25 protein-coding genes and 1 pseudogene are annotated in these 23834 nt (G+C 58.7%); 16 read left to right on the top strand and 10 right to left on the bottom strand.

Annotation, left to right across the window (positions count from 1 at the left end):
* The first annotated feature begins 554 nt into the window (after positions 1-554).
* From ACFY68_RS05720 to ACFY68_RS05695, 6 genes are all read left to right on the top strand, one after another.
* The gene (locus ACFY68_RS05720) at positions 555-1100 is read left to right on the top strand and encodes a sugar dehydrogenase complex small subunit (protein ID WP_387524301.1); all 546 of its coding nucleotides are present in this window, start codon (positions 555-557) and stop codon (positions 1098-1100) included.
* Positions 1093-2718 carry a GMC family oxidoreductase gene (locus ACFY68_RS05715; RefSeq protein ID WP_387524299.1) on the top strand — a complete coding sequence of 542 codons (1626 nt, stop codon included), beginning with the start codon at positions 1093-1095 and terminating at the stop codon, positions 2716-2718. The genes ACFY68_RS05720 and ACFY68_RS05715 overlap by 8 nt, the downstream gene beginning before the upstream one ends.
* Before the next feature lie 10 nt (positions 2719-2728).
* Positions 2729-4060 carry a cytochrome c gene (locus tag ACFY68_RS05710; protein ID WP_387524296.1) on the top strand — a complete coding sequence of 444 codons (1332 nt, stop codon included), beginning with the start codon at positions 2729-2731 and terminating at the stop codon, positions 4058-4060.
* Between the two features lie 59 nt (positions 4061-4119).
* On the top strand, positions 4120-4605 hold the full coding sequence (locus ACFY68_RS05705) for a heme-binding protein (protein ID WP_387524293.1): 486 nt from the start codon (positions 4120-4122) through the stop codon (positions 4603-4605).
* Positions 4606-4787: 182 nt separating this feature from the next.
* Positions 4788-5201: an alternative ribosome rescue aminoacyl-tRNA hydrolase ArfB gene (arfB, locus tag ACFY68_RS05700; protein WP_346613376.1), complete on the top strand. Its 414-nt coding sequence runs from the start codon at positions 4788-4790 to the stop codon at positions 5199-5201.
* Positions 5202-5522: 321 nt separating this feature from the next.
* Positions 5523-5843, top strand: coding sequence for a hypothetical protein (locus tag ACFY68_RS05695; protein ID WP_387524289.1), 321 nt, complete (start codon positions 5523-5525; stop codon positions 5841-5843).
* A 72-nt stretch (positions 5844-5915) separates the two neighbouring features.
* Here ACFY68_RS05695 and ACFY68_RS05690 read toward each other — a convergent pair.
* Positions 5916-6245 (bottom strand): annotated as a pseudogene (locus tag ACFY68_RS05690) (helix-turn-helix domain-containing protein); the annotation flags it as partial.
* Positions 6246-6248: 3 nt separating this feature from the next.
* Between ACFY68_RS05690 and ACFY68_RS05685 the strand changes: the two are divergent.
* Positions 6249-6710 carry a RidA family protein gene (locus ACFY68_RS05685; protein ID WP_387524286.1) on the top strand — a complete coding sequence of 154 codons (462 nt, stop codon included), beginning with the start codon at positions 6249-6251 and terminating at the stop codon, positions 6708-6710.
* A 20-nt stretch (positions 6711-6730) separates the two neighbouring features.
* Here the strand turns inward: ACFY68_RS05685 and ACFY68_RS05680 are convergent, their stop codons facing one another.
* Complete coding sequence (locus tag ACFY68_RS05680; RefSeq protein WP_387524283.1) at positions 6731-7708, bottom strand: LysR family transcriptional regulator; 978 nt, start codon at positions 7706-7708, stop codon at positions 6731-6733.
* 160 nt (positions 7709-7868) lie between these two features.
* Between ACFY68_RS05680 and ACFY68_RS05675 the strand changes: the two genes are divergently transcribed.
* Positions 7869-8267: an NUDIX hydrolase gene (locus ACFY68_RS05675; RefSeq protein ID WP_387524280.1), complete on the top strand. Its 399-nt coding sequence runs from the start codon at positions 7869-7871 to the stop codon at positions 8265-8267.
* A 138-nt stretch (positions 8268-8405) separates the two neighbouring features.
* On the top strand, positions 8406-9194 hold the full coding sequence (locus ACFY68_RS05670) for an EAL domain-containing protein (protein WP_387524277.1): 789 nt from the start codon (positions 8406-8408) through the stop codon (positions 9192-9194).
* A gap of 178 nt (positions 9195-9372) precedes the next feature.
* Here ACFY68_RS05670 and ACFY68_RS05665 read toward each other — a convergent pair whose 3' ends face one another.
* Both ACFY68_RS05665 and ACFY68_RS05660 read right to left on the bottom strand, forming a co-directional pair.
* The gene (locus ACFY68_RS05665; protein ID WP_387524274.1) at positions 9373-11784 is read right to left on the bottom strand and encodes a TonB-dependent siderophore receptor; all 2412 of its coding nucleotides are present in this window, start codon (positions 11782-11784) and stop codon (positions 9373-9375) included.
* 368 nt (positions 11785-12152) lie between these two features.
* Complete coding sequence (locus ACFY68_RS05660) at positions 12153-12578, bottom strand: hypothetical protein (RefSeq protein ID WP_387524270.1); 426 nt, start codon at positions 12576-12578, stop codon at positions 12153-12155.
* A gap of 308 nt (positions 12579-12886) precedes the next feature.
* On the opposite strand from ACFY68_RS05660, the gene ACFY68_RS05655 reads away from it, so the two are divergent.
* Together ACFY68_RS05655 and ACFY68_RS05650 are read left to right on the top strand one after the other, a co-directional pair.
* Complete coding sequence (locus ACFY68_RS05655; protein ID WP_387524267.1) at positions 12887-13255, top strand: histone-like nucleoid-structuring protein, MvaT/MvaU family; 369 nt, start codon at positions 12887-12889, stop codon at positions 13253-13255.
* Positions 13256-13547: 292 nt separating this feature from the next.
* Positions 13548-13946 carry an NUDIX domain-containing protein gene (locus ACFY68_RS05650; protein WP_387524264.1) on the top strand — a complete coding sequence of 133 codons (399 nt, stop codon included), beginning with the start codon at positions 13548-13550 and terminating at the stop codon, positions 13944-13946.
* A 192-nt stretch (positions 13947-14138) separates the two neighbouring features.
* Here the strand turns inward: ACFY68_RS05650 and ACFY68_RS05645 are convergent, their stop codons facing one another.
* Both ACFY68_RS05645 and ACFY68_RS05640 read right to left on the bottom strand, forming a co-directional pair.
* Positions 14139-14657: a carboxymuconolactone decarboxylase family protein gene (locus ACFY68_RS05645; RefSeq protein WP_387524261.1), complete on the bottom strand. Its 519-nt coding sequence runs from the start codon at positions 14655-14657 to the stop codon at positions 14139-14141.
* Between the two features lie 23 nt (positions 14658-14680).
* The gene (locus tag ACFY68_RS05640; RefSeq protein WP_387524258.1) at positions 14681-15478 is read right to left on the bottom strand and encodes an SDR family NAD(P)-dependent oxidoreductase; all 798 of its coding nucleotides are present in this window, start codon (positions 15476-15478) and stop codon (positions 14681-14683) included.
* Between the two features lie 105 nt (positions 15479-15583).
* Between ACFY68_RS05640 and ACFY68_RS05635 the strand changes: the two genes are divergently transcribed.
* Complete coding sequence (locus tag ACFY68_RS05635; RefSeq protein ID WP_387524654.1) at positions 15584-16534, top strand: GlxA family transcriptional regulator; 951 nt, start codon at positions 15584-15586, stop codon at positions 16532-16534.
* A 135-nt stretch (positions 16535-16669) separates the two neighbouring features.
* Here ACFY68_RS05635 and ACFY68_RS05630 read toward each other — a convergent pair whose 3' ends face one another.
* The 4 genes from ACFY68_RS05630 to ACFY68_RS05615 form a co-directional block, all read right to left on the bottom strand.
* A complete protein-coding gene (locus ACFY68_RS05630; RefSeq protein WP_387524255.1) occupies positions 16670-16927 on the bottom strand; it encodes a carboxyltransferase domain-containing protein in 258 nt (85 codons plus the stop codon).
* 64 nt (positions 16928-16991) lie between these two features.
* The gene (locus tag ACFY68_RS05625; RefSeq protein WP_387524252.1) at positions 16992-18428 is read right to left on the bottom strand and encodes an alanine/glycine:cation symporter family protein; all 1437 of its coding nucleotides are present in this window, start codon (positions 18426-18428) and stop codon (positions 16992-16994) included.
* Between the two features lie 83 nt (positions 18429-18511).
* Complete coding sequence (locus ACFY68_RS05620) at positions 18512-19321, bottom strand: alpha/beta fold hydrolase (protein WP_387524250.1); 810 nt, start codon at positions 19319-19321, stop codon at positions 18512-18514.
* A 90-nt stretch (positions 19322-19411) separates the two neighbouring features.
* Entirely contained in the window at positions 19412-20311 is a 900-nt protein-coding gene (locus ACFY68_RS05615) for a LysR family transcriptional regulator (RefSeq protein WP_387524247.1), read from the bottom strand.
* 107 nt (positions 20312-20418) lie between these two features.
* On the opposite strand from ACFY68_RS05615, the gene ACFY68_RS05610 reads away from it, so the two are divergent.
* Genes ACFY68_RS05610 through ACFY68_RS05595 form a run of 4 tightly spaced genes read left to right on the top strand, consistent with a single transcriptional unit; the run spans position 20419 to position 23579 of the window.
* Positions 20419-21081: an RraA family protein gene (locus ACFY68_RS05610; protein WP_387524245.1), complete on the top strand. Its 663-nt coding sequence runs from the start codon at positions 20419-20421 to the stop codon at positions 21079-21081.
* Position 21082: 1 nt separating this feature from the next.
* A complete protein-coding gene (locus tag ACFY68_RS05605; protein ID WP_387524243.1) occupies positions 21083-21748 on the top strand; it encodes an RraA family protein in 666 nt (221 codons plus the stop codon).
* Positions 21745-22374: an RraA family protein gene (locus ACFY68_RS05600; RefSeq protein WP_060545570.1), complete on the top strand. Its 630-nt coding sequence runs from the start codon at positions 21745-21747 to the stop codon at positions 22372-22374. The genes ACFY68_RS05605 and ACFY68_RS05600 overlap by 4 nt, the downstream gene beginning before the upstream one ends.
* Positions 22371-23579, top strand: a complete 1209-nt coding sequence (locus ACFY68_RS05595) for a pyridoxal phosphate-dependent aminotransferase (RefSeq protein WP_387524240.1) — start codon at positions 22371-22373, stop codon at positions 23577-23579. The genes ACFY68_RS05600 and ACFY68_RS05595 overlap by 4 nt, the downstream gene beginning before the upstream one ends.
* Positions 23580-23834: the final 255 nt, after the last annotated feature.

The raw sequence follows: 23834 nt of genomic DNA, 5'->3' as shown, positions 1-23834 counted from the left end.
ATCGACCCTGCGCCAGGGCTTTACAAACACTTGTGTATCGCCGTCATTGTAGGAGCTGGCTTGCCTGCGATCGGCTGCGCAGCAGTCGTAAAATCGGTATCTGCGTAGTGCCAGACAGGATGCGGATTCAGGATTTACGACTGCTTCGCAGCCGATCGCAGGCAAGCCAGCTCCTACAGACAACGCAGTATCATCATAGCGGGCCTATCGGAGCCACGAACGGCTGCACAACATGCCCCCTCAAGCCAGTCATCGTCACGAAAGTGTGCGTTTATCGGACGCGGCATTGGCGGTCAGTTTTGGATCCCAAGATTTTTCCTGAGTGCCGTAAACATTAAGCCTCAAGCCACAGAAGCCCCGGGGCTAGCTGATTTATCCACGAAAAACCACTCACCTTAAGTCGCAGATAAATGCACTAAACCGCTCTAGAAAGGGCGTTTCAACGCCGTTAAAAATTAACTACACATTTAGTAACATGTGCTAGGGTGGCGCCGCCTTGCAGGGGGGCACTGTGCCATCCCTCTTGGGCAGCTCTCCATTCATTGGTACTTCCCATGCTTAGTAGACGAGAATTCTTTGTCTCCAGCGGCGCTGGCATGATGCTGCTGACGCTGGGCGCACCCACACTTCTGCCCAAGGCCCTGGCGGCCGGTGGCGCACTCGAAGTCCCTGTTGCCCCGGCCCCATTCATCGCTCTCGCAGACCAGCTCTGCGGCCAGATCGGTGTCGATCGCGAGCTGATCAACCTGGTTCACCACAAACTGCAGTCGACCCTCCCAGGCCTGGACACGCTGGTCGAGCAGTTGCTGGCTACGCTACCGGAACTGTCGGCGCCCAATACCCCAGCCGAGCGCCTGCAACGATTGGCCAGCAAAGACCCGGCCCTAAGGACCCTGTTCCTGCGCATGAATACTGCGCTGTACCTGGGCACCGTCGAGGATGCCGAAGGGGTGCGCGAGTGCGTGGCGTTCGAGAGCGTGGCGGCGTACCAGGCCGTGTCCGATTTCGTCGAGCCCCCGAGCTACTGCACCGGAAGCCCGAACTTCTGGGTCAATCCTCCTGCCTACGCCCTGCAAAAAGATGCCGAACGCCATGCCTGATTCGAATTCCACCCCCATGTCGGCCGACGTGGTCATCATTGGCGCCGGTGCCGCTGGCGGCGCCGCTGCCGTAAAGCTGCTGCGCAAGGGCCTGTCGGTGCTGATGCTCGAGGCCGGCGCACCGCTGGACCAGGGCATGCTGGTGTCCAACTACCGCAATGGCGCGTACAAGAACAACCACATGGCGCCGTACCCGATGATGCCATGGGCGCCACACCCGAACTTCGTCCCCCACGACAACGGCTACCTGATCCAGAAGGGCCCGGCACCCTATACCGCGCAGTACATCCGCGGCGTCGGTGGCACCACTTGGCACTGGGCTGGCCAAGCGTGGCGGTTGATCCCCAACGACTTCCGTATGCAGTCCCTGTATGGCCAATCGGTGGACTGGCCGATCAGCTACGACGAGCTCGAACCCTACTATTGCGAAGCTGAGGTCGAGATGGGCGTGTCTGGCGGCGGTGCACTGGCCGGTGACTACGGCTCGCCGCGCTCGATGCCATACCCCATGGACGTACTGCCGCTGCCCTACGCGTTCGAGCGCCTGCGCCAGCGCTACCAATCGGTTGGCCTGGAGCTGCTGCCTGGCCCGCAGGCGCGCAACAGCACTGCCTACGACGATCGCCCCGCATGCTGCGGCAACAACAACTGCATGCCCATTTGCCCGATTGGTGCCCAGTACAACGGCAGCATGTCGGTGCGCCGCGCCCAGGGCCTGGGGCTGAACCTGCTCAGCAACGCGGTGGTGTTCAAGCTCGAGACCGGGGAGGGCAACCGCATCGTCGCCGCCCACTTCATCGACCACAACAAGGAGATTCATCGGGTCACCGGCAAGCATTTCCTGCTCACCGCCAACGCCATGGAAAGCGTGAAGATCCTGTTGATGTCCAAGGACGAGCGCAACCCCAACGGCGTGGCCAACGCCACCGACCAGGTTGGCCGTCGCCTGATGGATCACCCGGCCAGTGCCGTGGAATACCTGGCCGACGAACCCCTGTACGTGGGGCGTGGGCCGATGTGCCCGGGCAGCATCAACAACACCCGTGACGGCGCGTTTCGCAGCGAGCGTTCGGCCTTGCGCATCGACGTGCACAACGACAACCCGACCCGTTACCTGACCGAGAAGTACGTGGCCCAGGGTTATTACGGCAACGAACTGAACGAGAAGATCAAGCGCGACGCAGAACGTTTCGTGCTGCTCAAATCGATGTTCGAGATGTTGCCGGACCCAGCAAACCGCATCGTCCTCAGCGACCAGAAAGACGCCTGGGGCATCCCCAAGATGGAGGTGCACTACCGCTTCCCCGAGTACGTGCACCGTGGCTACGACGTTTGCCGCGAGCATTTTGCCGACTGCGTGAAGGCCTCTGGCGGCACCGAGGTTAAGTTCTCCGAGCGCGGCCAGTACACCAACAGCCAGCACATCACCGGCACCTTGAGCATGGGCAGCGACCCGCACACCTCGGTGTGCAACAAGCTGGCCCAGGCCCACGACCACGAGAACCTGTACTTCGGCGGAACCGGCGTGATGCCTACCGCCGCGCTGGTCAACTCGACGCTGACCGGGGTGGCGCTGTCGCTGCTGGCCGCCGACAGCATCATCAAGGCTTCGGTGTGAGGACCTACGCATGCTGATGAAAACAGGAACGATCAAAGCGCGCGCACGCCGGCGGGCGCTGGCCTGGGCCGGCCTTGCCGTGGCGGTCGCCGCAGGTATAGGCGCCGGCAGCGTGATCTGGCAGCAAGCGCAGATCGACATGCCGGTGGCCAAGCCGGGGCAGGGCGGTGCGGCACTGGTCGAGCGTGGCCGCGCCGTGGCGCTGGCCTCGGACTGCGTGGCCTGTCACACCTCCGATGCGAGCAAGCCCTATGCCGGCGGCATGACCTTCGACACACCGTTCGGCAGGCTCTACTCCACCAACATCACCCAGGACCCGGTCAACGGCATCGGCACGTTCACCGACGCCGAGATCGTCGGCTCAGTGCGCAACGGTATCTCCCAGCATGGCCGGCGCCTGTACCCGGCCATGCCGTACACCTCGTACACGGGCATGTCCGACGACGACGCTCTGGCGCTGGTGGCCTACCTGCGCACGATCAAGCCGATCGACAGCAAACCGCCGGAAAATACCATGAGCTTCCCGTTCAACCAGCGCTGGGCCATGGCGTTCTGGAACCTCATGAACTTCAAGTCCGGGCGCCAGTTGCCGGTAGCCGGCAAGAGCGAAGAATGGAACCGCGGCGCCTACCTGGTGCAGAGCCTGGAGCACTGCGGCGAATGCCACACCCCGCGTAACTTCATCCAGGGGCTTGGCAGTGCAAACCTGGCGGGCGGCGACCTGGGGATTTGGAAGGCCTATGACATCACCAGCGGGCCTGGCGGTGTCGGCACCTGGAGCGATAACGAGCTGTTCACCTACCTCAAGACCGGTGCCGTGCACGGCAAGGCCAACGCCGCTGGCCCCATGGCCGAGGCGGTGGAGAATAGCCTGAACCACTTGCCCGATGCCGACTTGCACGCCATGGTCGCCTACCTGCGTGACCTGCCCGCCAACGGCAACCCGGGTAGCACGCCCGCCCGCACCGGCCAGGGCCAGGCCTACACCGGCACCACTGCGCTGCGCGCCAGCCATCCGCAGTACGACCCGAACAGCGATGCGCTAGGTGCTGAAGTGATGTTCAACGCCAACTGCGCCACCTGCCATGCAGTCACGGGCAAGGGAGTGGGCGAGTACCCGCGGCTGTTCGGCAACAGTGTGCTCGGCGAAACCGATTCGACCAACGTGGTGTCGGTGCTGCTGCGCGGGGTGCGCCGCAAGGTCGATGGCCAGGAGGTGTTCATGCCGAGCTTCGCCAACCTCAGCGATGCCCAGGTGGCCACCTTGAGCACTTTCTTGTTCAAGCAGTTCGGCAACTCCAAGGTGCAGGTCACCGCTGCAGAAGTAGCCAAGCTGCGCTGAAGCCTTTACCCACACGCCCGGCTTGCCGGGCGCTTTCGCAACATCCTAAGGAGAACCTCATGTCTGCACGATTCCTGCTGTCCGCCGTGCTTGCCCTGGGCGTCGCCGGTGGCGCCCAGGCTGCCGAAAAGGTGGCCTTGCCTTCGATCAAACAACTGGACCTGGCCGCTGCCGAGCGTATCGCCCAGGCCGCCGACCTGTACGCCAGGCAACAGGGCTGGGCGGGTTCGATCGCCGTGGTCGACAATGCCGGCTACCCCATCGTGGTCCGCCGCATGGATGGCGCTACCGCCATCAGCGCAGACCTTGCCATGCGCAAGGCCAAGGCCTCGGCGCTGTTCGGCGCGCCCAGCGTCAATTTCGAAAACCGTGTGAATGACGGCCACCCCGCGCTGCTGGCGCTGGACGTCACCACCCTGGCGGGCGGTCAGCCGATCCTGGTCGACGGCAAGGTGATCGGTGCAGTGGGCGTGAGCACCGCGGTAGGTGCCCACGATGACCCGATTTCGGTGGCAGGTGCGCACGCGTTGGACGGCGCTCGCTAACTGTTGAGTTGCTGCACTTGCCTTAATCGATGGCGGTAGTACGCGCTCCAGTTCCCCGAGCCTTGGAAACCAGTGGAGCTGGGGCCTACCGCTTGCATCAGTTGCTGAAGTCCCTTTCATTGGAATGTCTATGGGAGAGCGGCGAAGGCTGTGATAATGGCGAGTATCAAGAGGGCCATGTCATGCTGACCATCTCCAATAACGTACATCTGCCGGATGCCGAAATCGAACTGACATACATCCGCGCGCAAGGCGCGGGTGGGCAGAATGTCAACAAGGTGTCCAGCGCCGTGCACCTGCGCTTCGACATCCCGGCCTCATCGCTGCCCGAGTTTTACAAAGAGCGGCTGCTGGCGCTGCGTGACAGCCGCATCACCGCCGACGGCGTGTTGATCATCAAGGGCCAGCAGTACCGCACCCAGGAGCAGAACCGGGCTGACGCACTGGCGCGCCTTGCCGAGTTGATCATCGCTGCTGGCAAGACCGAGAAAAAACGCCGCCCTACCAAGCCTACTCTCGGCTCGAAGACTCGGCGCCTCGAAGGTAAAGCCCGGCGCAGCACTGTCAAGGCGGGGCGGGGCAAGGTGGACTTCTAGGACTGTACTTTTATGGTGCTTGCTTGCCGGCGATCGGCTGCGGAGCAGTCGTAAATCTTGTATGCGCATTCTGTCTGGCACTGCGCAGGTACCGATTTTACGACTGCTTCGCAGCCGATCGCAGGCAAGCCAGCTCCTACAGGGACCGCGATCCATTCCTGGGGACTGGGTGAACAGCGGTTGCCGGCCGGCTTCTATGCCCGGATCCAGGGCAAGCGTGGTGTCCCGTTCAACGCTGCAGGGTTTTTGTAGGAGCTGGCTTGCCTGTGATCGGCTGCGGAGCAGTCGTAAATCCCCTATGCGCACCATGGGAGCAGCGATATGTACCCGAGAACACCAGATGGCCGCTATTTTGTAGTCAAAGGCCAGTTGTGGCGGTGCAGCGATCCAGCGCTATCGGAGGAAGAGCGCGAGCGCCTTGTGCACGCGCTGATGGAGGCGCGGCGAGCTGTAAGAGCCGCGAAGTCTTCCGGTGATGCCGAGCAGCTCAGATCCGCTAGGGCGAATGTGGACGCTGCCAAGGTCGATTTAGGGGAAAGGGGCCCGGTGTGGTGGACGGATGGCAGCCCTGACTACAACCGTCGCAAAGCCATCAAGACTCCGTACGCTGATTGGTATCGTTCTGTGGCCAATCGAGGGTGACCCCGGATGGCTGATGCTCTGAATCAAGCTGTGCTCTTGGTTCTTCGCTGCTGTAGCCCCTCTACTGTACAGTTGCTGCCAAGCCAGTGGCGTCACCCCTTCAGTCTTCATGAACGTTCGGCAAAAGTGCGCTTGGTCGTAGAACCCACATTCGAGTGCTATCTCTGCCAGCACCCTGCTTGAGGCTGCTAACAGTTCTTTGCTTTTGCTGATCCGCTGCTCTCGCATCCATTTCTGAGGGGGCACCTGGGTGCTCTCCTTGAACATCCTCGTGAAGTGGCTCCGCGACAGGCCACACGCTTCGGCAAGCTCGGTCACGGATATGCCAGTGTCCAGATGATCCAACACCATTCGCTTGGCGGTTCTCAATTGCCAAGGCTTGCCACCATCCCCCTGGAGAATGCAATGGCTGCTTCACGACCTTTCAACGACGACACCGCCTACTGGGGCGTGCCTTGGGAAGAAAGCTACGGTTATCCGCAGGCGCGGCGGGTTGGGAACGAGATCTTCGTTTCGGGCCAGTTCAACCACGACGAGGAGGGCAACCTGGTAGCTCTGGCGCCTCTGAATGAGGACGGGCGCCCAAGCGATTTTTCTTCTATGGGGGAGCAAATGCGAGCTTCCTACGACAACGTCTCCAAGTTGCTCGCGCTGTATGGGGCCACGATGCAGGACGTCGTTGAGGAAACGCTTTACGTGCTGGACATGGACGCGGCCTTTGCCGTCGTTGGCAAGGTGCGCAAGGCGGCTTATGGTACCGATCGCCCGCAGGCGGCCAGTAACATCATCGGTGTATCGCGACTGGCCCAGCGCCCTCAGTTGATCGAGATCGTGTGCCGGGCGGTGATTGGTGCACGAGCAAGCTGACCTTTACCGCGGGTCTCAACCTACGATGCCTGAATGGGTTTATGCCCTTCGACGAGGGGCTTAAGGTCAGCCACAGCAGCTGCGCAGAAGGTCATGAAGGCTTTGACCCGCCAAGACTTGCGAATGTCCTGGTGGGTCAACAGCCACAGTTCGTCCTGAAGCTCTGGCACCACCGAGCCGACGCGAACCAGCCCGGGTGTGATATCGCCCAGCATGCAGGGCAGGAACCCAAGGCCGAGTCCTGCCGCAATTGCAGCACTGGCTGCCGCCACGGAGTCGGTGCGGTAGGCAATGGCCTCCGGCGCTACCCTGCACTCGACATAGCTTGTCGCTTTCAAGCCGCACAGCGCTGCAGAATATGACACCCATTCCTGGCCTTCAGCGAAGGGGTTGGCAGGGGCTGCATGCTTGACGCTGCCATACGGTGCCCAGGCAATATTGGCCAGCTTTCTGCCCACCAGACTTTCTGCCGGCTTGCGCGTTGCACGCACGGCGATATCAGATTCATCACGAGCAAGGCTCAGCGTCTCGTTGCCAACCAGCACCTCAATGGAGATGCCCTCATTGAGGGCTTTGAAGTTCGCGATGATTGGGGTAAGGAAGTACAGCAGCAGGGAGTCGCTTGTGGTGATTCGAAGTTTTCCCAGAGGGCCCTGGCCAGCACGTGAAACCCTGCGGGTGACACTGACGATGTCCAGTTCAACCCGTTCGGCCAGCGCACGAAGCTCTGCACCTTCGGCAGTCAGCAAATACCCCGCCTTGCGGTGATCGAACAGCGCAACCCCAAGCGTCTTCTCAACCTGTCCAACCCGCCGCGAAACAGTGGACACATTGATGCCGAGTTTCTTGGCCGTGGCGGCGCGGTTGCCGCAGGCACTCAAGGTTTTGATGATTCGCAAGTCGTCCCAAGAGAGCTGGTTGACAGCTTCGCCGACATCCCATTCCGGGCGGGGGGTAACAGTTGGAGGGGGTAGGGCGCTTCCAGGTGACGGCTTCACTCAAATCATTCCCGGTGTGGAGGGCTGATGATACGCCATACGCGTTGGAGGCTGTGTCTATCATGTTGAACGAGTCGTCATAAACAAGAGTCTTCAGGGAGTAAGTCTCAGGTCGCTACAACGAGACGGATATGAACCTAATGACGAGCTGAGTGAGTGCATGCGGGGCAAGAAAGCGCGCAAGGTCAAAATCAAGGCTAGGGCAACGATAATCTGCCTTCGAAGCGGCAGTATTCTTCTGGTGCGGAAAAAAAGCGGGAAGTGGAATTTTCCTGGCGGCGCTATCGAGCCAGGAGAGTCGCCTGTGGCAGCCGCTGCACGGGAACTGCAGGAGGAGACGTCCATCAAAGGCCACGGTTTGCTCTCTCTGTGCACCGTTCAGGTTGGGTTGACCGTTCACCACGTGTTCACCACCCATTTCGATGACCGAGAAAGGGCTGTGGCTCGTAATGAGATCGTGGCCTGTAAATGGGTACTCAGAGACAAGCTGAACCCAGCGATGCTCAGTGCAACCGCTGCCGGACTTTTATCAAGTCAGCTGCCGGCCTTGAGCGCCTAGATCCAAGCTGAAGTACACGGAGTTGCCTCATGGCCGCCTGGAAATTCAGCCAGAGCCAGGTTGGATGAGCGGAGATTGGCTTATGAGGCGTATTCAAGCATTCTAAACAGCCGCACTCACGTACTTCGACGATCACTCATGCGCAAGCCTGTTTTTCCCCAGCCTTTTACAGCGATTGGCTGCTCCCAATGTCGCGACCTAGCAAGCTTGGGGTTCGATATTACAATGGCGTTCCAGCCTATAATCCACGTCCCCTCAGGCAAACCATTTGCCTATGAGGCCCTGGTTCGTGGCCTGAACGGTGAAAGCGCAGCGGACATCCTGGCCAAGGTATCGGCCGACAACCTGTACCGCTTTGATCAGGCCTGCCGAGTGAAGGCCATCGAGCAAGCGGCTGGGCTGGGCTTGGGCCGGGTGGCAGACTGTAAGTTGAGCATCAACTTTTTGCCCAACGCCGTCTATCGTGCCAGCACCTGCATCCGCGCTACCTTGGAGGCCACGCGGACATTCGACTTCCCCGCCAACCGGTTGATGTTCGAAGTGACCGAGGGCGAGCGGATTGAAGATACCGAGCATTTGAAAGCGATCTTCAATGAGTACGACCGACAGGGCTTCACCACTGCGATAGACGACTTCGGCTCGGGTTACTCAGGGCTGAATCTGCTCGCGGAGTTTCAGCCGGACGTACTCAAGCTGGATATGGCACTCACCAGGGGAATTAGCCAGGATCCGGTTCGCCAGGCCATCGTCGCGGGTATCGTTCTGGTGGCCGAGCGGCTGGGCATCACCCTTATTGCCGAGGGAATCGAGACTGACGCAGAGTGCCAAGCGTTGGCGGCGCTGGGGATTGACTTGATGCAAGGGTATTTATTCGCGCGACCGCAAGTTAATGGGTTGCCATTGATCGAGCGGCTTGCAGCATCTTGAGCTGATAGCGCACCCGCTCATTGTCGCGATGGTGGACGGTTGGCAGCATTGCGAAAACTGGCACAAACCTAGCCGCCCCAGGCCATGGCCCTTGGAGGGAACTATAAACGGCTCTGGTTACGGCTATGAGCGACGATGGTGCCCGTCCGTGGGCACCATCACTTCGAAGGGTACTGATTTAGAACGCGTATACCAATGTGGCGGTCGCACTGCGCGGGGTGCCATACCAGCCACGTGAGCCGATGGCGGTGTAGTAGGTCTTGTCAAAGACGTTATTGAGGTTGAGCGATACGCTGGTTTGCGGGGTGAAGGCGTATTGCGCCATCAGATCGACCACGCTGTAGGGGGCTTGAGTAAAGGTCTCGTCATTGGGCCCGGCGCCTTTGTAGTATTCGGTACCCTGCCAGCGCACACCGCCACCGACTTTCAAGTGCGGCAGGGCCTGCAGACGGTAGGTGGTGAACAGTTTCAGCGTGTCTCGCGGCACCTCAGTGTTCAAACGGTCGCCATCGGAGTCTTTGCTAACGGCGTAGGTGTAGCTGGCAGACACCTGCCAGTCGGGCAGGATTTCGCCAGCCACTTCCATCTCGAAGCCGCGCGTCTTGGTGCCCGATTCGGCGCGGTAGGCCTGATTGCCGTCCGGCGCCAGGTTGCTGCCATCGGCCACTGCCAGGTTGTCTTGGTGAACCTCGAATACGCTGAAAGCAGTCGTCAGACGCTTGTCGAAGAACTCGCTCTTCAAGCCCAGTTCGTAGTTCACGCCCTCCAAAGGATCGAGGTAGGTGCCTGCGACATCCTTGTTGCTCTGCGGCTTGAAGATGGTGGTGTAGCTGGCGTAGGCCGACCAGTTTTCGTTGAGGTCGTACACCAGCCCAAGGTACGGCGTGACAACGCCTGTTTCACTTCGCGAGGTGCGGCTGGTGTCGCCTGTGGCCAGGGTGGTTGAGGTTTCATCACGTTGCCAGTCGATTACCCGCGCCCCGGTGATCAGCGACAGGTCATCGGCCAGGCTCCAGCGCACCGAGGCGACCAGGCCATCCTGGGTTTCATCCAGGGCATCTTCCGATGACTTGGTGTAGATGGCGTCCGGGATTGCCAGCGAGCCGTCCCAGGTGTTGATGTTGTCGATGGTCTGGAAAGCCCACAGCGGGTAGCCGTCGTTACGGTAATAGGCTCTGTAGTGACTGGCCCCAAGATACGCCTGGTGTTCGCGGGCAAACAGTTCAAACGGGCCTGCGGCTGACAGGTCGAACGAGGTCTGCCGGGGCTCGCCCGCCCAGCGGCCAGTCCAGGTACTGATGCCGCTGCCATCTGGGTTCACGGTGCCGCTGGCGGCCGTTGCGAAGGCGTCGTCATAGCTGCGTCGGTTGTGCTCGGCGCTCAGTTTCAACTGCCAGCCGTTGTCCAGCTGATGCTCCAGGGTGGTGAACACCGTCTTGGTGCGACGCTGGTGATAACTCCAGTCCGAGGCGGAGTTGAACGAGCGGGAAGGGCTGAAGTGGCTACCGTCTGAGTTGTACATCGGGAAGCCGTGGTTACCAGCGCCTTCGTTATCCATCTCCTGGTACTCCGCACCGACCGTCAGCATCGTGCTGTCAGTGATGTCCCATTCCACTACACCGTAGAACGCTTGCTTTTCCAAGGACTGGCGGTCGACATAGCTCTGGCTGTTGGTGTTCGACGCGACGAAGCGGCCTCGCACGTTGCCGCTATCGGACAATTTGCCAGACACGTCCAGTTCCTGGCGGTAGTCGTCCCAAGAGCCCGCCTTGAGGGTCAGCTTTCGTTGCGTTTCCAGCGTCGGGTTCTTGCGAATCAGGTTGACCGTCGCACCTGGATCGCCAGTACCAGACATCAGCCCCGTAGCGCCACGTACCACTTCCACGCGGTCGTACGACACCATGTCGGCGAGGTCGTCCCGGAACCCGTACGTATTGGGCCTGTTGATGCCATCCACCTGAATGCTGCCTACCTCGAAGCCGCGCACGTAGATATGGTTGGCATCACTACCGGCCGGGCCCATGCTGTCGACGACCACGCCAGGGGTTTGTTCAAGAACCTGGGCAACACTGTTCAGGTTCTGATCTTCGATCTGCTGGCGTGTGATCACACTGACCGATTGTGGCGTCTCACGGGCCGAGAGCCGTAGCCCTGTCGCGGTATTGGCTGAGCCCGTGGTGTAACTGCCGGTGCCTTCGGTAGTGGCACCCAGCCCGACGCTGGAAACCGTCGTGGCGGAAAGCTCCATCGAGCCATCGTGGCTTGGGCGAACCAGCATGTAGTGTTTGTCACCCGCTTGTTGTACCTGGAGGCCGCTACCTTGCAGAAGTTGAGCGAAACCTTGTTCCAGGTCGTAATTGCCTCGCAACCCCTCGGTGCGCAAACCGGCAGTTTCTTCATTGCTGAAGCTGACAACCACTGCGCTGGCATTCGCGAACTGGTTCACGGCAGTGGCCAAAGACCCAGCCGGGATGCTGTAACTGATAGCCTGCGCATGGGCACTGTTCGCAGCTAGTAGAGAGCTCGAGAGGCTGATCGCCAGTGCGGCTCGGCGAATGCTGGTAGCGGTAGACGGCAAACAAGCGGACATCCATTGACTCCTGTTCGTTGAAATCGGGCCTCCCAATAGGAAACGTATTGCTAATGGGAATCCTTCGCATGAGGGCGGCGTGATAGTCTTTCGTTGAGGTCGCAGTGTCAACGAATGTTTTCCGGTTACGCTGAATTGGCAAACCCTCAAAGACGGAGCTTGAAAAGTTGCTCCCTCACCGCGCATGCAGCGAGATAGTCGGATCGGCTGCAGCCTATCCCCAACGTTTTTGTCGCCTTGGCGGTAGCGAGAATGTCGGAGTTCTCGGAATGCAGGCAGGAATACAAGCGCAATGGCTACGGATTTGTCCCTCTTTCATTCTGGGATTTCGGCGCAGCCCCGAGTTTTTACTTGCAGCTTGAAAAACATTAGCGTTTCAAACGATCCCACTGGTGCATCACAAATAGCCCGGCACTTGCCAGCCAAGCCATCCATGCGATGGTGACCTGCCAATGGCTGAACACGGCCAGCGCTTCGCCCATGAAAAACACAGTCGAAATAAAGGAGAGCAGCAGCGCCATGCCCGCAAGTGGTACACGCAACACTGCCGACAACCAGCGCGTAACAGCCCACTTGTTCAGCATGGTGAGGCTACCCAGCAGCAATGAGATAGCAATCAGGATCAACGGAACGGCAATCAGAGCCATTGCCGGCTCTGCTTCTCCGCCATCCTCCCCAGGTACGTAGTAATTCGCATACCAGATTTCGCGGCACATTAGATGGGTGGCATAGATCACGGCAATTTGCGCGAAAGGGAAGATCAGCAGGCTGATTATGGGATTGCGGGTATTCATGGGAATCACTTCCTTGTTGTCAGGCACTGCCTCATACAAAGCACTTCTCGATCGTCAATCACGCTGGGGATGAGCCCACGTACTTGACGCCGGCCCAGCATACATCGGGACGGGGAGGAGGGGAGTACGGCTGTGGCGCCGCGGGCAGGTGGATGGAGCTATAAGCGTGGGCTGTATGATGAGTGCCGCAGTATGACAACAGCGAACATGCAAATGAACTAGGTCATGCGTGAGTGATCATATTCACTAGGTTTGATAGCACCTATGCGTTAGGCTAGCGCCACTTTTCAAACAACTGAGGGTCACCTATGTCTCGTTTGGCAGAATTCCGAAAACTGGAGCAAACCTTGGCCGCGCAGCTCGCAGAGCTTGAGGCCATGAAAGGTAGTTCTGAACTGCAAAAAGAAATTGAGTTCGAGACTAAATTGCGAGACCTGCTGACCAAGTACGGCTTCAGCCTCCGAGATATCATCAACATCCTCGACCCGCAGGCAAGCCGCCGTGCTGCCGCTCCTGGAGCCGCAGAAAAAGCTCCGCGTCGCGCTCGCCAGGTGAAGCAGTATAAGAACCCGCACAACGGCGAGATCATCGAGACCAAGGGCGGTAATCACAAGCTGCTGAAGGAATGGAAAGCCGAGTACGGCTCCGATGAAGTTGAGAGCTGGCTCTCGGCATAACCTGCCGTTTGTTCGCCACCCGGGCGGGGTGAGGCAGGTTGACGATGCCTGGGTGGGGGGGTGAAGGTGCAAGCGCGCTTCGGCATCGGTTTTGAAAGGGCTGACACCTAGCACGGCAGTGATCACGAAACCGTTCGATATTCAGGTACTCCTGAACAAGGTGACCGTGATGCTGCACCAGCCCCAGACTTGAGCCGGGTGCCGGAACTCGACTTCCTCCCCGGCAGTCATCAGCATAAGGAAGTTCGTCCCAGCGTTCAGGATGTCGCGCGTTCTTTAGGTGCGTTCCCTCATGAGCGTCATCAAGCATCGCCCGGCAACGGCCAAAGTTACAATCATCTGTTCTCGAAATGACCAGGTTCTTCTTGTTCGCAGGAAGGGCGCCAAATGGAAGTTTCCAAACGGTCTGCTTGAGAGAGGTGAGGCCCCGACCGTGGCTGCTGCTAGAGGGCTTTGGAAGGCGCTATCGTTGCACTGCTCAGGTCTGCATCACGTGGGCACCATTGAGGTAGGCAACGTGCTCCACCATATCTTCACCACAGACTTCGCTGATGGCTGTAGCGTTGCGCTGAGGAGAGGCATTGTCGCGTGTAAGTGGATTGGCTGGGAGGAACTGAGTTCCACCATGCTAAAGCCTACAGCCGCGGCCTTGCTTTCCCGGGGCCTGCGACAACTTATCCATCTCGATTAAGTGGAAGCGCTGACTTCGGCGCCCCCCGAAACTTAACGGAAGCATGGAGTATCCGGTGACTCTGGCCAAATATCCCAACTCTGTAAAAGCTTCTGCTCCGCTAGCTGGGTCAAAGCAGTAAGGCTTTCTCGCATGTAACGAGAATGATTGGGAGGCGCTGGCGACCGGTGCCTGGACGCCTCGCGCAGTTCATTAGTTGTCGGTAGGTGGGAAGTCGATGTCCGTCATGGCCACATTGTTGAGGTAGTTGGTCAGCGTCAGGAGGGAGACCTGGGCGATGACATCTACGATTTTCGCGTTATCCAGCCCTGCTTCCCGTGCCGCCGCCAGCTGCACCTCGTTGACCTTGCCTCGGCTTAGCGTCACGGCTCTGGCGAACGCAGCAACGCCATCGAGAGTGCCGGCACGAGCAGCCAGCAGCGCACCAGCATCCAAACCTGCTTTTTCGCCGAAGAAACTGTGGGCGGCGATGCAATAGTCACAGCCATTCACCGCTGATGCAGCCAACGCCACAATTTCACGCTCGGCGGGGCTGAGGCTGTTCTTGTTCAGAGCTTGCGACAGCGCAAGGTAGCCACTGAGGGCTGCCGGCGAATGGGCGAGGGTGGCGAACGCGTTCGGGATAAAGCCCAAACTGTTCTCGACACCCTGCAGGGCGCTACGCGCTGCTGCAGGCGCCTGATCGAGGGTGAGTGCATTTATGCGAGTCATGATTCCGTTTCCTGTACTGGTGATCACTTGGCGTTGTAACGCGGGGCAAGCTGGTTACTGGACAACTGGCTGAACAATGCTTGCCGGCTGGCTTCGTAGTGATGGAAAGCATGCAGGTCATGCAGCGACGGGATGGAAAGCAGCACATCGTTGTCGAAATCCTGCAGAGCACCGTCGACCAGATCATGAGCGGACATGACGATGCCGGGATCGAGGTTCTCGACAGGCAGGCCGCCGATCTGCCAGAAGTCGGTCGCAGTGGCTCCTGGCAGAACCGCCTGGATCTTGATGCCTTTGTCTGCAAGCTCCTTGTGCAGGGACTGGCTGAAGGCGGTCACATAGGCCTTGCTGCCACCGTAGACACCGTTGAGCAGCTCTGGCGCAAGCCCTGCAATGGACGAGATGTTGATGACGGCGCCTTGCTGGCGAGCGATGAAGCCTGGAACGGCAGCGTAGGTCAGGCGGGTCAAGGCGGTGATGTTGAGGCTGATCATTTCGGCCATGCGTTCGACATCACTTTCCATCAGGCTTGTGTGAGTGCCGATGCCCGCATTGTTCACCAGCAGGCCTATGCTGGCGTCCTCACGAAGTTTGCGTTCTACGTTAACCAGGTCAGCTGCGTTGGACAGGTCTGCCGGAAATACTTCCACGTTTCGCTGGGTCTCGGTGGTAATACGGCTGGCCAGGGCGTTGAGACGTTCCCGGTTGCGTGCCACCAGTACGAGGTCGTAGCCACGGCGGGCCAAACGCTCTGCGTAGATCGAGCCGATCCCGGTGGAAGCGCCGGTAATGAGCGCGGTGCCTTTGAATTGCTGCGTCATGGTCTAGCTCCGTTGCTTGGGTGTAGAGACATGATGCAGAAGGTCGCTTTTGTCTTAAACGACGCATATGATACGTTTTTAGGACATCCCCTATGGAGTCTCTCGATGCACCGGGTCGGCTATCTCATCACCGAAGGCTTTCAGGTCATGTCCTTGGCTACACAAGCCGTATTCGAATTCGCGAATATCGTGGCCGGCGAGATGGCCTACAAGATTCAGAACTTTTCCATCGAGGGTGGCGCTGTGCGCTCCTCGCTGGGGATGTATATGGACACACTACCCTTGGGCGCTCCTGGCTTGGCCGACACATGGATGATTACCGGTACGTTGACACCGTTGACGCCGCCTAGTGAGGAGGTACTTGCCAGTGTGCGAGGTTTTGTCGACGGGGCGCGGCGCACGGCAGGCCTGTGCACAGGCTGCTTCGTGTTGGCGCAGGCAGGCGTCCTGGACAATCGGCGGGCAACGACACATTGGGCCTATGCCAACAAGCTTCGTGAGCTGCACCCGAAAATCGAAGTCGAAGAAGACCGGATCTACATTGTGGATGGGCCGATATGGACATCAGCGGGCATGACTGCCGCTCTGGATATGGCATTGGGGATGGTAGAAAAGGATCACGGCACTGAGATGGCTCGGTCTGTGGCGCGAAAACTGGTCATGCACCAGCGCCGCTCCGGTGGGCAGTCCCAGCATTCCGAACTGCTGACGCTTTCCCCCAAGTCTGACCGCATCCAGAGCGCTTTGGATTACGCACGCAAGCATCTTGGCCGGCCACTCAGCGTTGAGGAGCTTGCTGAGGTCGCGCATTTGAGCCCCAGGCAGTTCACTCGGGTGTTTACTTCAGAGACGGGACAATCGCCGGCGAAGGCCGTGGAAAGCCTGCGCCTGGAGGCTGCCCGGTTGATGATCGAGCAGAGTCGACACAGCTTGGATGTAGTGGCTAGAGAAACGGGATTCAGGGATCGCCGACACATGCGGGAAGTGTTTATTCGCGGGCTTGGCGTTCCGCCTCAGGCAGTACGAAGGGATGCGAGGCGGGTGGTAACCGGATGAGGGGAAGGGCCACTTGGGTGGCCCTCACGAAGCTTATGCCGAGATGAACGCAGCAATGGATCTGGTTAGTCGCTTGTCGGACTATGAGCTTTAGTCTGCCATTAGGCATATTTGACTCGGAGTTACCTTCGACGATCACGTGGCAAACCAGAGTTTCCTCAGATCGTTAGCCAAACTGATTGGGGAAATCCTATAGGGGTTGTAAAGGATCGTCATGTGGTTCAGGCCGAGGTTGATGTCTTCAATACCCTTGATTGTTTTCAAGACCTTTCTTTTGATCCGCGTGAGCTGATCCTGAGCCGGCAAGTTGAAATTTTTGGCGGTTACGTCGAAGTGCAAATAGTTACCCCCGGGAAAACAGATCTGCGGAGTAGGCAGCGGGCTCGCATTCATGTTGAACCTCCTAGGTTATGCAGGCGATGGGGCCATGCAAGTGACCCCATTGCCACAGCCAGATTTAGCGGTGGCTAACCACAACCGCTGGGTTATCTACGGGGCCAGGGGGTTGGTGAGCCCAGATGCCCTGGTCGATATTCACATCCTGAAAAGCCCTAGCGGTCAGGACGGGTTCGGCAACACCCGCTTTACGTTGCTTGTCGTAGTCTGCGAGCAGCCTGAGGCCAACCTTGCACAGTAGCGTCAGGGCGATCAGGTTTACCAAGGCGGAAAGGGTCATGGTGATGTCGGCAAACGCGAATACGGTTGATAGGTCTTCCATCGAGCCCCAGAGGATGAGTGCTAGCACGACGGCGCGGTAGCCCAGAAGGACCTTGCGGCTTTCACCAAGGATAAACTTCAGGTTGTTCTCGCCGAGGTAGTAGTTGTAGAGGATCGAGGTAAACACGAACAATGCCAGTGCAGCGCTAATGAAAATGCGCCCCCAGTCGCCCACAACCGCAGCCAGTGAGTTCTGGGTCAGAATGAGACCGTCACCGGCAAAGCCAGCGGTGTAGAAGCCGGACAGCAGGATCAGCAGAGCAGTGCACGTACAAATGACGAACGTGTCGAAGAACACGCTAAACGCCTGTACCACACCTTGAGAAATTGGGTGTCTGACATCGGCCACTGCCGCCACGTTTGGTGCACTGCCCAGGCCGGCTTCATTGGCAAACACGCCGCGTTTGACCCCCATCACGATGGCGCTGCCAATGAGGCCGCCGAAAGCCTGGTCCAGGCCGAAGGCGCTTTTGATGATGGTCAGCAGCATCATTGGCACGTGATCGATCTGCAAAACAATCACGTAGAGTGTTACCGCCACGTAGGCTAGCGTCTTCACCGGTACCAACAGGTCTGCCACCTTCGCGATACGCTTGATGCCGCCTACAAACACCAGCCCCAGCACGACGGCCAGGACGATGCCCGAATGAGTAGGATCGATGCCGAAGGCATTTTGCAGGGAGTGGGTGACGGCATGCGATTGCAGGCCGTTGAATGAAAAGCCAAAGGTGACGATGAGAAAAATTGCCATCAGTACGCCGAGCCATCGCTTGTTCAGCCCGTATTCAATGTAAAACGACGGTCCACCATAGAATTGGCCGCTGGCATCTTTACGCTTGTACAACTGGGCCAAGCTACATTCCATAAGCGTGGTCGCCATTCCAACCAGGGCTGTGACCCACATCCAGAAGACAGCACCCGGACCACCCATTGTTACAGCAACCCCAACGCCAGCAATGTTGCCTGCACCAACCCGGCCCGCGAGGCTTAGCATGAGCGCTTGAAACGAGCTGATTTGCGCTGAACTGCTGGTGAGGCTGTCTTTGAAAACTCTAAACATGTGCAGGAAATAGCGAAGCTGCACAAAGCGTGTCTTGATGGTGAAATAAGTACCTAGTCCGACGACCAGGACGATGAGCAGCTTTCCCGAAAGAAAACCATTGATGGCTTCGAGCATGGCGCAACCTCATTGTTATTATTACTGGGGGTAGTGCGAGCTTCACGCGGCTAACTTAGCCGCGTGGTAAACACATGAACCGCTCAGGCGCGGTCTTGCAAAGCCTTGATGTACTTCCACATCAGGGCGGGATTCGAATACATCGGGAAGTGACCGCAATCAGGGATGCACGCCAGTTCCACGCCTTGTGCAGCGATATGGTCGAGATAGGAGAGGTGTGAGTTGGTTACCCCATACATATACTGGCGCGGGAATGGTAGTGCGAGAAACTTGTCCATCAACTGAGCGTTGTCGGACAAATTGACCATCGATTCGAAAATGCCACGCACAGCGCCAGTCCGTACTTTATGTGCGAGGCTGGCGGCATAGAGTGCACTTGCAGGATCCGAAGCCAACCGAGTGCGATTGATAAAATCACGGAAGAAGCCCGCGTCGTCATCACGGTCATGCTCATGGATCTGTCGACTGAGGAAGCAATCCTCAGGTGCGATGTTGCCTTCGATATCAACGAAGCTTTGAATGCGATCAGGCTCTTGGTGAGCCAATACCAAGCCGGTCAGCCCCCCCATGGAATGGCCTACCAGATGAAACTTGTCGATCCCGAAATGCTTCAGCACGGCGTGCGCGGTTTTCACCAGGAATGGGATGTTGATGCGCGAGAGGTCGGCACACTCTGTTTCACCGCAGCCTGGCGCATCATAGGCGATGAAGGGGTGTCCTTCGAAAGACGCCTGCAGAGTGATATCGGCGTAGTCCTCTTTTGTAGAACCGAATCCGTGGAGGAACAGGATGGGCGTTTTTGGCCCGGTGCGGTGTATCACCGCCAGATCGAGCTGCACACCATCGATGCTCAGTGGGATTTTCTCGTACGTGAAGCGAGCTGCATGGGACACGGATACAAACTCCTATAACAGAGTCCCCAATCTTGAACGAGCTAAATGATTTGTAAAATACGAAGCCACGATCCCTGTCATACGCCCGGCCTATGACAGTAAATCTTGTCTTGCATGGTCGATCATTGCCTCCACCAATGGATTTTTGTGCTCGCTATGCCAGGCCATGGCCGTGATCACCACTTTTACTTCGGGATGCAGAGGGCGGATGACGACGTTCTCCGGCGCGAGTTTACCCATGGACGTCGGTACCAATGCGATGCCCTGACCGCAACTGACAAAGGCGACTTGTGACGATACGGACCGCACCTGGTGGACGATGCGCGGTGCGAAGCCGCTGGCTTTGCACTGCCCAACCAGGTAGTCGAAATACACAGGACTCACATCCCGTGATGCCATGACCAGGGTTTCGTCCGCGAGGGATTGAAGAGAGATCGACTCCCTGGCAGCTAAGGGATGGTCTTTAGGTAGTGCGACAGCCAGCCTATCTTCGGACAACGGCAATGATTGAATATGTCGACCGAGATTCCCTTCCAGGCGTGCGAATGCAATGTCGATATCACCCGCCTCCAGTGCGGGTATGGCTTCCGCGCTATCTATCTCCCGAACCGATACCGTAATCAAGGGATGGTTCTGCTTGAAGCGCTCGATCAACGGGGGTAGCACGTCGATCATGGCCGATGTAATCGCGCCGATGGTCACCACGCCGGCATGGCCTGCGACGGCTTCGTGAACCGCCAACTCTAGTCGCTCCAGTTGATCAGCGAATTTCCGGACCGCGGGAAGAATCGCGGCGCCGGCGGCAGTCAGCTGTGCACCGCGGCGAGAACGGGTAAAAAGTTGAACGCGTAGCGACTGTTCGAGCGCCTGGATCTGCTCTGTCAACGGCGGTTGCGACATACCCAGCCGCTTGGCCGCGCGACTGAAATTTTGGTCTTCTGCCACAGCCAGGAACAGCCAAAGGTGGCGTATCAAGCGAAAGTTGATCACGGCGCTTTTCCATAGGTTTAGGATATAACAAGCTTAGCTTCTTCGTAATATACGTATCAAATCTCAGCGCCGATACTCAAGCCTCACCTATAAGAGGCCTGCAACAGATGAGCTTGAAAGCCCCGCTTGAACGCCTGGCTGCGCTCGATACCAACACAGTGTCGGACGCTCTGGACTTCCTCGAACTGCCTGGCGCCACTAATGGCCTGATGCCGCTCTGGAACTGCCCCAAAATCGTCGGCCGAGCCAGCACCGTGCAGCTGGGGCCAAAGCAGGACGTGGCGCCCACCGTTCACCTGATTACCCCGGTCGTGGAGCAGGTCACCACCGATGACCGAGTGCTGGTGATCGCCGGTGGTGTCAACGGTATCTCCAGCTGGGGCGACATCCTTGCCAACGCAGCCCAGCGCAAAGGCATCCGTGGGTCGATCATCGATGGCTTCAGCCGCGACATCCGCGGCAGCGCCGGTATCGGTTACCCGGTCTTCGGTCGCGGCGTGACCATGATCAGCGCGCGCAACAGGCTCATCCAGATCGATGCAGGCGTCAAAGTTCGCATGGCTGGTGTTGAAGTTGATGAGGGCGACTATGTGATCGCCGATGAATGCGGCACGGTTTTCGTTCCGGTCAATGCCATCGAGAAAGTGCTTGATCTGGCCGAGCGTATTGACCGGCGCCAAGCCGGCATGGTCGACGCTGTCCGCGCCGGTCGCTCGGTCGAGGAAGTCATGCATGACACGCAATTCGAAGCCATCAAGGTGGAGCACTGATATGAGCCTTTCTGATAAAGACCTGGTTGCCTTGTTCGAAGGCTTGGATACCCCGGGTGTGTCCGACGCGATGGATAAACTGGGCCTTCCAGGCCAGGCCTTCGGTATCGCGCCATTGGCCAACTACAGCCAGGTCGTGGTCGGCCCTGCCTTCACTGTTCAGTACGTCAGTGCCAGTACACCGCCCGGCACTGTCGGTGACTTCATTGATGAAGTAGCACCAGGCGATGTGGTGGTCATCGCCAATGACGGCCGTACCGATTGCACGGTGTGGGGCGACATCATGACCCAGTACGCACTGGCCCGTGGTATTGCCGGCACGGTCATTGACGGAGTCTGCCGCGATGTGAACAAGGCGCTGGGCGAGGGCTACCCGCTGTTCAGCAAAGGCCGTTTCATGCGTACCGGTAAGGACCGCGTGGAAGTCGCGGCTGTAAACCAGCCGGTGTCGGTTGGCCAAGCTCGAGTTTGCGCCCGCGACATCGTTGTCGCTGACGCCAATGGTGTCGTCATCGTCCCGCGTAATCGTGCTCAGGAGGTCGCTGAAACGGCACGTCGTATCGAACATGTCGAAGCGCAAATCCGCGAACAGATCGCCACTGGCAAGAGCCTCAAAGAAGCGCGTGCCGCCCTCGGTTACCACTCCCTGCAGAGCAAACAGCCATGAGCCTTCCACACGATTATCAGAACATTGTAAAGGTCCTCGGTAGTTCCACCCTGTACGAGGCCTCTGGGCTGCCGTCTGCAGTCGACCGCGAGATTCGCGCTGTCTGGAAGGGCGCCTTTATTGCCGCACCCGCTTACCCGCTGCAGTGTTCGCCTGGTGACAACCTGGGCCTGCACTTGGCCGTGGCCAAAGCGCCGCGCGGTAGCGTCCTGGTCTGTGATTGCGCCGACTTCATTGCTGGCTACTGGGGTGAAGTGCTCACGGTGGCGGCGCAGGCCGCAGGCATTGTCGGTTTGGTAATCAATGGCGGCGTACGCGACATCGCCGCGCTTGAAGCGCATGGCTTCCCAGTGTTTGCGCGTGGTATATCGGTCAAAGGTACCGTCAAGGCGACTACGCCTTCAGTAGGTAAACCGTTCGACTTCAGCGGTGCACAAGTAAGCGCCGGCGATCTGGTCGTCGCGGACGAGGACGGTGTGATCATCATCCCGGCGGATGCAGTCGAACGCACGCTACGCGAAGGCCAGAAACGTGCGGACAAAGAGGCATTGTTCATGGCCAAGCTACGCGAGGGTCACACCACCATGGACCTGATGGGCCTTACTCACCCGGAGGAACACGCGTGAGCCTGGAAACGCTGAACCGTCGCCTGGAGGCTGCCAAGCCTTCGGCAACCTACAAGATCATCGACCGCGTGGCTGCGCGACGCGCAGAAGGGGCGAAGATCATTTCGCTTTGCGCGGGTGAGCCTGACTTCGATACGCCGGAGCACATCCGTACCGCAGCCATCAGTGCAATCAACAATGGTCAAACTCGTTACACCCAAGTGGCCGGCCTTCGTGCGTTGCGGGAAGCCATCGCGCGCAAATACCAGCGTGAAAATGGTCTCGACATCAGCTGGCAGGACACGCTGGTTTGCAGCGGCGGCAAGCAGGTCATCTTCAATGCCCTGGCCGCAACCCTCAACGAAGGCGACGAAGTTGTGATCCCCGCGCCGTACTGGGTCAGCTATCCAGAAATGGTTGAGCTGTGTGGTGGCGAGTCGCGCATTGTTGCCTGTGGCGCCGAATCGAGCTTCAAGTTGACCCCGCAAGCACTGGCCGAAGCCATCGGCCCGAACACCCGCTGGCTGATCCTGAATTCGCCGTCCAATCCCACGGGCGCCGTGTACGATCGCGACGAACTGCAAGCGCTGGCTGAGGTGTTGCTGGCCCATCCGCAGGTTCTGATTCTGGCTGACGACATCTATGAGCACCTGATTTTCGACAATCGTGACTTCCTCACGCTTGCCCAGGTTGAACCACGTCTGGCTGCACGGACGTTGACCATGAACGGCGTGTCGAAGGCCTATGCCATGACGGGTTGGCGAATCGGGTTTGCTACCGGTCCCCGCTGGCTGCTTGAGGCGATGGAGAAGCTTCAGGGGCAGCAGACGTCAGGCGCCTGTTCCATCTCGCAGCACGCAGCAATCGCTGCCCTCGACGGCCCGAAGGACTTCATCGCCCATAGCCGCGAAGTCTTCGAGCGGCGTCGCGACTTCATGGTCGAGCTGCTCAACCAGGCGCCGGGCATCAGTTGCGAAGTTCCAGGAGGGGCTTTCTACGCTTTCGCCGACTGTTCTGGGCTGATCGGCAAGCGTTCTCCCGCCGGCTGTGAGTTGATCAACGATGAGGCCGTGGCCCTGGCCTTGCTGGAGGAGGCCAACGTTGCAGTCGTCCAGGGCAGTGCTTTTGGTCTTTCAGGGTACTTGCGCATTGCTTACGCGCTCGATGATGACTCGCTGCGTGCGGCGTGCCAGGCCATCCACCGCTTCTGCGAGGGCGCACGATAGCTAGATAACGACGCTGAAGTAGAGCAGCGTAAGGCTGCACCTCCTCAATTGCATACGTGCGATACAGGTGGTGCAGCCTTTTTGTTTGGACGCAGCCAATGTCCGCTCTGGATGGGTGCTGACAAGTTATCTAATGACTCAAAAAGAAGCAAAAACACGAGCTGTTTGAAAAGTTTTTTCTATCAAAGATGGGTAAAAAAACTCGTTTGCCTAAGTTTTTTCTATCGATGAACATAGCCACAAGGTCAAGCCACC

It is taken from the genome of Pseudomonas sp. NPDC012596 (assembly GCF_042902325.1).
Taxonomy (GTDB): Bacteria; Pseudomonadota; Gammaproteobacteria; order Pseudomonadales; family Pseudomonadaceae; genus Aquipseudomonas.
The sequence above is the reverse complement of the archived record's forward strand: the minus strand, read 5'-3'. Positions and strand labels throughout refer to the sequence as shown.

Bases quoted from the DNA above. Each gene is read 5' to 3' on its own strand.
- ACFY68_RS05600 (WP_060545570.1), top strand. From the start codon at position 21,745: ATGAGCCTTCCACACGATTATCAGAACATTGTAAAGGTCCTCGGTAGT.
- arfB (WP_346613376.1), top strand. From the start codon at position 4,788: ATGCTGACCATCTCCAATAACGTACATCTGCCGGATGCCGAAATCGAA.
- ACFY68_RS05720 (WP_387524301.1), top strand. From the start codon at position 555: ATGCTTAGTAGACGAGAATTCTTTGTCTCCAGCGGCGCTGGCATGATG.
- ACFY68_RS05635 (WP_387524654.1), top strand. From the start codon at position 15,584: ATGCACCGGGTCGGCTATCTCATCACCGAAGGCTTTCAGGTCATGTCC.
- ACFY68_RS05625 (WP_387524252.1), bottom strand. From the start codon at position 18,428: ATGCTCGAAGCCATCAATGGTTTTCTTTCGGGAAAGCTGCTCATCGTC.
- ACFY68_RS05665 (WP_387524274.1), bottom strand. From the start codon at position 11,784: ATGTCCGCTTGTTTGCCGTCTACCGCTACCAGCATTCGCCGAGCCGCA.
- ACFY68_RS05655 (WP_387524267.1), top strand. From the start codon at position 12,887: ATGTCTCGTTTGGCAGAATTCCGAAAACTGGAGCAAACCTTGGCCGCG.
- ACFY68_RS05630 (WP_387524255.1), bottom strand. From the start codon at position 16,927: ATGAATGCGAGCCCGCTGCCTACTCCGCAGATCTGTTTTCCCGGGGGT.
- ACFY68_RS05695 (WP_387524289.1), top strand. From the start codon at position 5,523: ATGTACCCGAGAACACCAGATGGCCGCTATTTTGTAGTCAAAGGCCAG.
- ACFY68_RS05710 (WP_387524296.1), top strand. From the start codon at position 2,729: ATGCTGATGAAAACAGGAACGATCAAAGCGCGCGCACGCCGGCGGGCG.
- ACFY68_RS05660 (WP_387524270.1), bottom strand. From the start codon at position 12,578: ATGAATACCCGCAATCCCATAATCAGCCTGCTGATCTTCCCTTTCGCG.
- ACFY68_RS05705 (WP_387524293.1), top strand. From the start codon at position 4,120: ATGTCTGCACGATTCCTGCTGTCCGCCGTGCTTGCCCTGGGCGTCGCC.
- ACFY68_RS05640 (WP_387524258.1), bottom strand. From the start codon at position 15,478: ATGACGCAGCAATTCAAAGGCACCGCGCTCATTACCGGCGCTTCCACC.
- ACFY68_RS05610 (WP_387524245.1), top strand. From the start codon at position 20,419: ATGAGCTTGAAAGCCCCGCTTGAACGCCTGGCTGCGCTCGATACCAAC.
- ACFY68_RS05605 (WP_387524243.1), top strand. From the start codon at position 21,083: ATGAGCCTTTCTGATAAAGACCTGGTTGCCTTGTTCGAAGGCTTGGAT.
- ACFY68_RS05685 (WP_387524286.1), top strand. From the start codon at position 6,249: ATGGCTGCTTCACGACCTTTCAACGACGACACCGCCTACTGGGGCGTG.
- ACFY68_RS05675 (WP_387524280.1), top strand. From the start codon at position 7,869: ATGCGGGGCAAGAAAGCGCGCAAGGTCAAAATCAAGGCTAGGGCAACG.
- ACFY68_RS05670 (WP_387524277.1), top strand. From the start codon at position 8,406: ATGCGCAAGCCTGTTTTTCCCCAGCCTTTTACAGCGATTGGCTGCTCC.
- ACFY68_RS05650 (WP_387524264.1), top strand. From the start codon at position 13,548: ATGAGCGTCATCAAGCATCGCCCGGCAACGGCCAAAGTTACAATCATC.
- ACFY68_RS05715 (WP_387524299.1), top strand. From the start codon at position 1,093: ATGCCTGATTCGAATTCCACCCCCATGTCGGCCGACGTGGTCATCATT.
- ACFY68_RS05645 (WP_387524261.1), bottom strand. From the start codon at position 14,657: ATGACTCGCATAAATGCACTCACCCTCGATCAGGCGCCTGCAGCAGCG.